Source organism: Nocardia wallacei, assembly GCF_029869545.1.
Taxonomy (GTDB): Bacteria; Actinomycetota; Actinomycetes; order Mycobacteriales; family Mycobacteriaceae; genus Nocardia; species Nocardia wallacei_A.
The window spans coordinates 1-7,389 of the sequence record NZ_JARWQD010000242.1 but is presented as its reverse complement, the minus strand read 5'-3'; the positions used below and the strand labels follow the sequence as shown (position 1 = coordinate 7,389).

The following is a 7,389-nucleotide window of genomic DNA, read 5'->3' as shown; positions in this document are numbered from 1 at the left end:
CGCCGGCGGACCGACGGGATCCGCCCAGGGGGGGGTGCCGGGGGGGGCCTGCTGGGGGTTCAACATCACGACACCGGCGGGGGACACCGGCGGTCCGCTGCCGATCGCGGCCCCGACGATGCCCAGCCCCACCGCGCCCAGGACGGTGCCCGCGACGGCGCCCACCAGGCCGCCCACGACGAGCCCGGGAACGCAGAGGGTCACGGCGTCGGCCACGCAGCCGACCGCGGCACCGGTCGCCAGGCCGAGCACCGCGCCGACCCCGATGCCCAACACGACACCGATGACCGCGCCGATCACCGTTCCAGCACCGGCACCGAGGCTGAGCTTCGTCGTGAAATCGTTGATCGCGCGCTGATTTTCGATATCCGAGGCGATCGGCTGCACGATCGCGGTCACCGGGCGGGAGGTGTCGAGACCGGCGGGCCTGTCCGGCGTCACCTTCAACACCCGGTCGGCGTCCTCGACGGTGGCCCGCACCGGAACCGGAACGCCGCCGACGCGGAAGCTGAGCGGCATCTCCAGGGCCACATCGCCGACGCGGTTGTGGACCCGCAGTACCTGCTGCGCCTCGCCGGGAGCGGCCGCCGGTTTGTCGACCAGCTCGAACGTTCCCCCCTTCAGCCTGGTAACCACCGTCTGCCCGTCGACCACCGACCCGTAATCGATGTAATCGCCCTGGGGCCCAGCGGAAGCCGGGTCTGCGTACGCGGTACCCGCGACGACGGTCATGGCCCCGATGGCCACGGCACCGACCGCGGTCATTGCGCGGAACTTCATAGATCTTCCCATCCCTCATCAGGACGCATCGCACATACCTTCACCCTGTGAGCTTCACCTCGCGCGAACCGGCAGTGCACCGCGCTGGGCGAAGGTATGTACGTTGCATACGTCGAGAGGCGAGCTTAGTCGAAACCAGCCGAATGGAGATCCGCGGTTCGTCATCGATACCGATCGTCACGGGCCGGAAACACGAATCACAATGCCGCGAACGCGAACCGGCCCGCTCTTCCCTGAAAGAGCGGGCCGGATCGGTGGGAGATCGCGAGACTAGGCGGGCGGCTGCTGTTGCTGCTGCTTCTCCATGGCCTCGTCGGTGTACCGGGTGGTGCCGGGCGGTGCGTTGAGGGTGTTCATGAGTTCGACACCCGCTGCCACCAGCGTCGGCCCGCCGACAGCGACGGTGCCGAGAATGCCGCCGATGGCCGCGCCGGTCGGCAGGCCGACCAGGCAGCCGACGATGACCCCGATCAGACCGAGGGCACAGCCGACGACGGCGCCGATGGCGGTGCCGACGAATCCTCCGATGGCGGTCGCGAGACCGAAGTAGGTGGAGAATTCACCCAGCGCCCGCTGGTTCTCGACATTCGACGCCACGGGCTTGACGACCGGCTTCACCTCGAGCGGCTGGTCGGCCGGCAATCCGGCCGGTCGCTCGGGCGTGACCGCCAGGGTCTTACCGCTGTCGCGCACCTCCGCCTTGACCGGAATCTGTTGTCCGGCAATCGAGTAGGCCAGCGGGAAACTCAGAACGGTGCTGCCCGTGTCATCTTTCAGATTGACCAGGGTCGGCGCCTCTTCCGCGGATTTACCGGCGATCTCGGTGGCCGTGGCGGCTGCCGCCGCAGGTGTCTCGGCCTTCGACAATTCGAAGGTTCCCCCGGCTCCGAGACGGGCCACGGCGGCCTTGTCTTCCTGTTTGACCGAGTATCCGATCGTCTTCTCGGCCGGTGCCGCGGGTTCGGCGTGGGCGGTGCCCAAACCCACGGTCAGGGTGCCAATGACCAAGGCTCCCACCGCAGTAGTGCTGCGGAACTTCATTCGGTTATCCAATCCATCATCAGGTAGCCGAACGCATCAACTCCGCGAGAGCCCACGCATCCCTCAAGTCGCTGCTCCGTCCGAGCGACCTGCGAGACCCTCCCCGAGCGGTGTGATGATGCGTACAGCAGGCAGGACGACGTGAGCCTAGTTCAATAGCTGGCGAGAAGCGAGATCCGTTTTCCGCCAGTGGAACTAAGCCTGTCCTGCGTTATGGACCGGATTTGCCGGGTTTTACCGTGACAGTCGAACCGCGCCCCAGCGAATCCGCTGGAAGGCCCCGGCCGACATCAAACCGAAAAGTGGGCACGGTCACACCCTCCGGCGCGGGTCAAGCCCCAGCAATCCGGGGCCGTTTCCCGGCTGGGATCATAGGGTAGACACGTAAGTTACCGGCGGGTAACTTACTGGCAGTTAAGATGCGTGCAACGTCCACGGCAACAGCCCCGCCGTCGGATGCTCGGTGAACCTAAGGAAGGTCGCGACATGAATGCCCTGACAGTGACGCTGGGCGTGATTGGAGTGGCGTTCAGCCTTGTGGCTTGGGCGTCATTCTTCGGCGGCGTCGGCAAGATGGTCCGCGCCATCATGATCGGGCAGCCCGCCCCGGACCGCTGGCGGCCGTTCTTCCCGCGCTTCAAGACGATGCTCGTCGAGTTCCTGGCGCACACCCGGATGAACAAATTCCGCACCGTCGGCTGGGCGCACTGGCTCGTGATGATCGGCTTCCTCGGCGGTTTCATCCTCTACTTCGAGGCGTACCCGCAGACGTTCGATCCCGAATTCCACTGGCCGATCATCGGCGACTGGGGCATCTACCACCTGTGGGACGAGCTGCTCGGCATCGGCACCGTGATCGGCATCGTGACGCTGATCGTCATCCGCCAGCTCAATCACCCGCGCGTGCCGCAGCGGCTGTCGCGGTTCAGCGGCTCGAAGTTCGGCCCCGCGTACACGATCGAGCTTATCGTGCTCATCGAGGGCCTGGGCATGACCATGGTGAAGGCCGGAAAGATCGCCACCTACGGTCACGCGACCATGTGGAGCGACTTCTTCACCATGCAGGTCGCCAAGCTGCTGCCGTCCAGCGTCGCGATGGTGTCGGTGTTCGCGTTCGTCAAGATGGTCTCGGGCAGCACCTTCCTGCTGCTGGTCGGGCGGAACATCAACTGGGGTGTCGCGTGGCACCGGTTCGCGGCCTTCTTCAACATCTACTTCAAGCGCGAGGACGACGGCGGCGTCGCGCTGGGTGCGGCGAAGCCGATGATGTCCAAGGGCAAGGCCCTGGTCGACATGGAGGACATCGACCCCGACAACGACACGCTGGGCGCCGGGCGGGTCGAGGACTTCTCCTGGAAGGGCTGGCTGGACTTCACCACCTGCACCGAATGCGGCCGCTGCCAGAGCCAGTGCCCGGCGTGGAACACCGGTAAGCCGCTGTCGCCCAAGCTGCTGATCATGTCGCTGCGCGACCACGGCGTGGCGAAGGCGCCGTACCTGCTCGCGGGCGGGCGCAAGGATATGGGCGGCGACGAGGTCGGCCTGGTCGACGCCGAGGGCAAGCCGAACGAGGCCGCGCTGGCGAAGATCTCCGACGCCGCGAAGGCCGAGGCGGAGCGCCCGCTGGTCGGCGGCGAGGACGTGCAGGGCATCATCGACCCCGAGGTGCTGTGGAGCTGCACCACCTGCGGCGCATGCGTGGAGCAGTGCCCGGTGGATATCGAGCACGTCGACCACATCATCGATATGCGCCGCTACCAGGTGCTCATCGAGTCGGAGTTCCCCTCCGAGCTGGCGGGCCTGTTCAAGAATCTCGAGAACAAGGGCAACCCCTGGGGTCAGAACGCCAAGGACCGGCTCAACTGGATCTCCGAGCTGGATTTCGACATCCCGGTGTTCGGCAAGGACGCCGACAGCTTCGACGGCTACGAGTACCTGTTCTGGGTCGGCTGCGCGGGTGCCTACGAGGACCGCGCGAAGAAGACCACCAAGGCGGTCGCCGAGCTGCTGGCCACGGCGGGCGTGAAATTCATGGTGCTGGGCCAGGAGGAGACCTGCACCGGCGACTCGGCGCGCCGCGCGGGTAACGAGTTCCTGTTCCAGCAGCTGGCGATGCAGAACATCGAGACGCTGAACTCGGTGTTCGAGGGTGTCGAGGATGCGAAGAAGAAGATCGTCGTCACCTGCGCGCACTGCTTCAACGCGCTGAACAACGAGTACCCGCAGGTGGGTGGCACCTACGAGGTGGTGCACCACACCCAGCTGCTCAATCGCCTGGTGCGGCAGCAGAAGCTGATCCGGGTCACCCCGGTGAGCGAGAAGGTCACCTACCACGACCCGTGCTACCTCGGCCGTCACAACAAGATCTACGACGCGCCGCGCGAGCTGATGGGCGCGTCGGGCGCGACGCTGACCGAGATGCCGCGCCACGGCGAGCGGTCGATGTGCTGTGGCGCCGGCGGTGCCCGCATGTGGATGGAGGAGCAGCTCGGTAAACGCGTCAACCTCGACCGCACCGACGAGGCGCTGGCGGCCCTGGGTGGCGGCAACGAGCCGTCGATGATCGCCACCGGCTGCCCGTTCTGCCGCGTGATGCTCACCGACGGCGTCACCGCGCGCAAGGACGCCGGTGATGTCGGCCAGGGGGTCGAGGTCGTCGACGTGGCGCAGCTGATGCTGAACTCGATCGAGCGGGCCGAACCGGCCACGCTGTCGGAGAACCTGAAGGTGATCCAGGAGCCGAAGAAGGCCGCGCCGGAACCGGAGCCCGAGGCGGCTCCCGCGGCCGAGTCCGCCGCACCAGCCTCCTCCACTTCCCCGGCCGCCTCCACTTCCGCGACCTCCTCCACTTCCCCGGCCGCCTCCACTTCCCCGGCCGCCTCCGCTTCCCCGGCCCCTGCCGCAGGCAAGGGGCTGGGCATGAAGGGCGGCGGCAAGGCGCCCGGTAAGGGCCTCGGCATGAAGGGCGCCGCGAAGGCGCCCGGCGCCAAGGCACCCGCCGCCGAATCCGCCCCGGCGGAGCCGGCGGAGACCCCCGCGGCACCCACCGCCAAGCCCGGTGGGCTGGGTATGAAGGGCGCGGCCAAGGCACCCGGCGGATTGGGAATGAAGGGCGGCGCCAAGGCGCCCGGCGGCAAGGGCCTCGGGGTGAAGGGCGGGGCCAAGGCACCCGGGGCGAAGGCGCCCGGGGCACAGCCCGCCGAATCCGCTCCGGCCACCGAGTCGGCTCCGGCGACCGAGTCGGCGGAAACCACAGAGGCTCCCGCGACGCCAACCGCCAAGCCCGGCGGCCTCGGCATGAAGGGCGGCGCCAAGGCACCCGGCGGCAAGGGTCTCGCGATGAAGGGCGGGGCGAAGGCGCCCGGCGCGAAGCCCGCCCCGGCATCCCCGGCCGCCACGGACAGCGCACCGGCCGGGTCGTCCGCGGACGCTGCCCCGGCCGAACCGGCGACGGAAACCGCTGCCGCGGAATCGGGTTCGACCGAGACCAAGCCGACGGTGGCGCCGAAGGGCCTGGCGATGAAGTCCGGCTTCAAGAAGCCGGGAGCGAAGGCGCCCGGCGCCCCGAAGCCCGCCGCCCAGCCCGCACCCGCACCGGCCGCGGCCGAGGAAGATTCGGCGGCCGAGGAAGATTCGGTAGCGGAGAACTCGACGGCAACGGAGAACTCGACGGCAACGGAGGATTCGACGGCAACGGCGTCTCCGGCCGCCGACTCGACGGACGACGCGCCGAAGACGGAGTCCTCCTCGGGCGAGGGCAACGGCGCCCAGCCGCCGACCGCCAAGCCCGGCGGCCTCGGCTTCAAATCCGGCGCCAAGGCACCCGGCCGCAAGAACTGACGGGAGCCGGAATACGGTTCGGGAACTGCCCCATCGCTTGCGATGGGGCAGTTGTCGTTTCGGGCTACGGCGGGCTCGGGGTGAGGTCACCGTACGGCGCGGACAGTGCACCGGACGGGCCTCGGGGGCCGAGCGGCGGCAGGCTCGAGAGGTCGGGAACGGGCAACTGTAGTTTCAAACGAAATCCGCGTCCATAACGGATCCGCATTCCGTTCGTCCCGAATACGGGCTGCACACAGCGCCGTGAGGTAACCCCGAGATTTGCTGACCAGCAAACAAATCGACCGACCAGAAGTATCTAGCGATCCAGGTCCGATAATCCGGTACTGCTATTTGCCCAGTTAGACAATGTAGTCAACTATTGGACAACGGCCCATCTGTGACGAGTGCCCCATCCAACGTTTGACTGACCGATTGCTGCGACTTAGGTTCTAAACACCCGGGTTTTAGAGCATTACTTTCATGCAAAACCGTCCCGCCCGCATCACGGGACAATCACATAGCGATCACGGGCGGCATGCCGGCTGCGCTGCCCCACAATCTCTCACAAGGAGCATCAGTGAGCAAAAGAATGCTGTCCATCGTCGGCGCGGCCGCCGGAATCGCGCCGATCCTCATCGCCGTGCTGCCCACCGCCACCGCGAGTGCGCACGGCTATGTCTCCTCGCCGCTGAGCCGTCAGGCCCAGTGCGCCAAGGGCCAGGTGTCCTGTGGTGACATCAGCTACGAGCCGCAGAGCGTGGAGGGGCCGAAGGGCCTGAAGAGCTGCGGCGCGAACAAGTACCCGGAGCTCGACGACGACAGCAAGGGCTGGAAGGTGCAGGACGTCGGCAGCAAGGTCGACTTCACCTGGACCAACACCGCCCAGCATCGCACCTCCGACTGGCAGTACTTCATCGGAGACACCGAGGTCGCCAAGATCGACGGCAAGAACGAGCTGCCCGGCGATACCGTGACGCATTCGGTCGACCTCAGCAAGTTCAGCGGCAAGCAGAAGCTGCTCGCCGTGTGGAATATCGGCGACACCTCCAATGCCTTCTACTCCTGCGTCGATCTGAACATCGGCGGCGGCTCGGGCGGCGGCACGACGACCACGGCCCCGTCCACGACGACGCCCGCCCCGACCACCTCGTCGCAGCCGACCACCAGCGCACCGGCGACCACGACCCACGAACACCCCACCACGTCCTCGCAGCCGACCACCTCGTCGCAGCCGACGACGTCCTCGCAGCCGACCACCAGCTCCGCGCCGACCTCCGCCCCGGCGGGCCAGGCATGGAAGCAGGGCGGCGACTACAAGATCGGCGACACGGTGACTTACGAAGGCGCGCAGTACAAGTGCCTGCAGTCACACACCGCCCACGACCCGGGCTGGACCCCCTCGGCCACGCCCGCCCTCTGGCAGAAGGTGTAATCCGGTCCGCGACGGCATGATTCCGGGCCGTCGACCACCGGAGAGACCAACTGGATGAGGGAAACGAATGCGGTTGCGGTACTCGGGGTGCCGCAACCGCATTCGTATGTGCCACATCAACCGCCCGTACTCCGGGTCCGCCCCGTCGACTGCCAAGTGGGGCGGACCCGGCCGCGGGGGTGACGAGGACCGGTCTGCGGTCAGCCCTCGCCCCCGCCACCCACCGCCAGGGCGGTCGTGGTGTCCACACCGCCAACGGGGGGTGTTTTTTTTGGCGGGGCGGCGGGACGCCCCCGCCGCCCCCGTCCCCGGGC

The 7,389-nt window shown here is 67.6% G+C and carries 4 protein-coding genes; 2 read left to right on the top strand and 2 right to left on the bottom strand.

What is annotated here, in order from left to right; genetic code table 11:
- Both QH290_RS20555 and QH290_RS20550 read right to left on the bottom strand, forming a co-directional pair.
- Window positions 1-780, bottom strand: a 780-nt coding sequence (locus QH290_RS20555) for a DUF8020 domain-containing protein (protein WP_280384526.1), incomplete at its 3' end; no start/stop codon positions are given.
- A 270-nt stretch (window positions 781-1,050) separates the two neighbouring features.
- The gene (locus QH290_RS20550; RefSeq protein ID WP_342213750.1) at window positions 1,051-1,797 is read right to left on the bottom strand and encodes a DUF8020 domain-containing protein; all 747 of its coding nucleotides are present in this window, start codon (window positions 1,795-1,797) and stop codon (window positions 1,051-1,053) included.
- A gap of 510 nt (window positions 1,798-2,307) precedes the next feature.
- On the opposite strand from QH290_RS20550, the gene QH290_RS20545 reads away from it, so the two are divergent.
- Both QH290_RS20545 and QH290_RS20540 read left to right on the top strand, forming a co-directional pair.
- Entirely contained in the window at window positions 2,308-5,661 is a 3,354-nt protein-coding gene (locus QH290_RS20545) for a (Fe-S)-binding protein (protein ID WP_280384523.1), read from the top strand.
- A gap of 559 nt (window positions 5,662-6,220) precedes the next feature.
- Entirely contained in the window at window positions 6,221-7,075 is an 855-nt protein-coding gene (locus QH290_RS20540; protein ID WP_280269105.1) for a lytic polysaccharide monooxygenase, read from the top strand.
- The last annotated feature ends 314 nt before the right edge of the window (window positions 7,076-7,389 follow it).

What these genes read in the sequence shown, in the direction of transcription:
- QH290_RS20545 (WP_280384523.1), top strand. Translation starts at nt 2,308, where the DNA reads ATGAATGCCCTGACAGTGACGCTGGGCGTGATTGGAGTGGCGTTCAGC.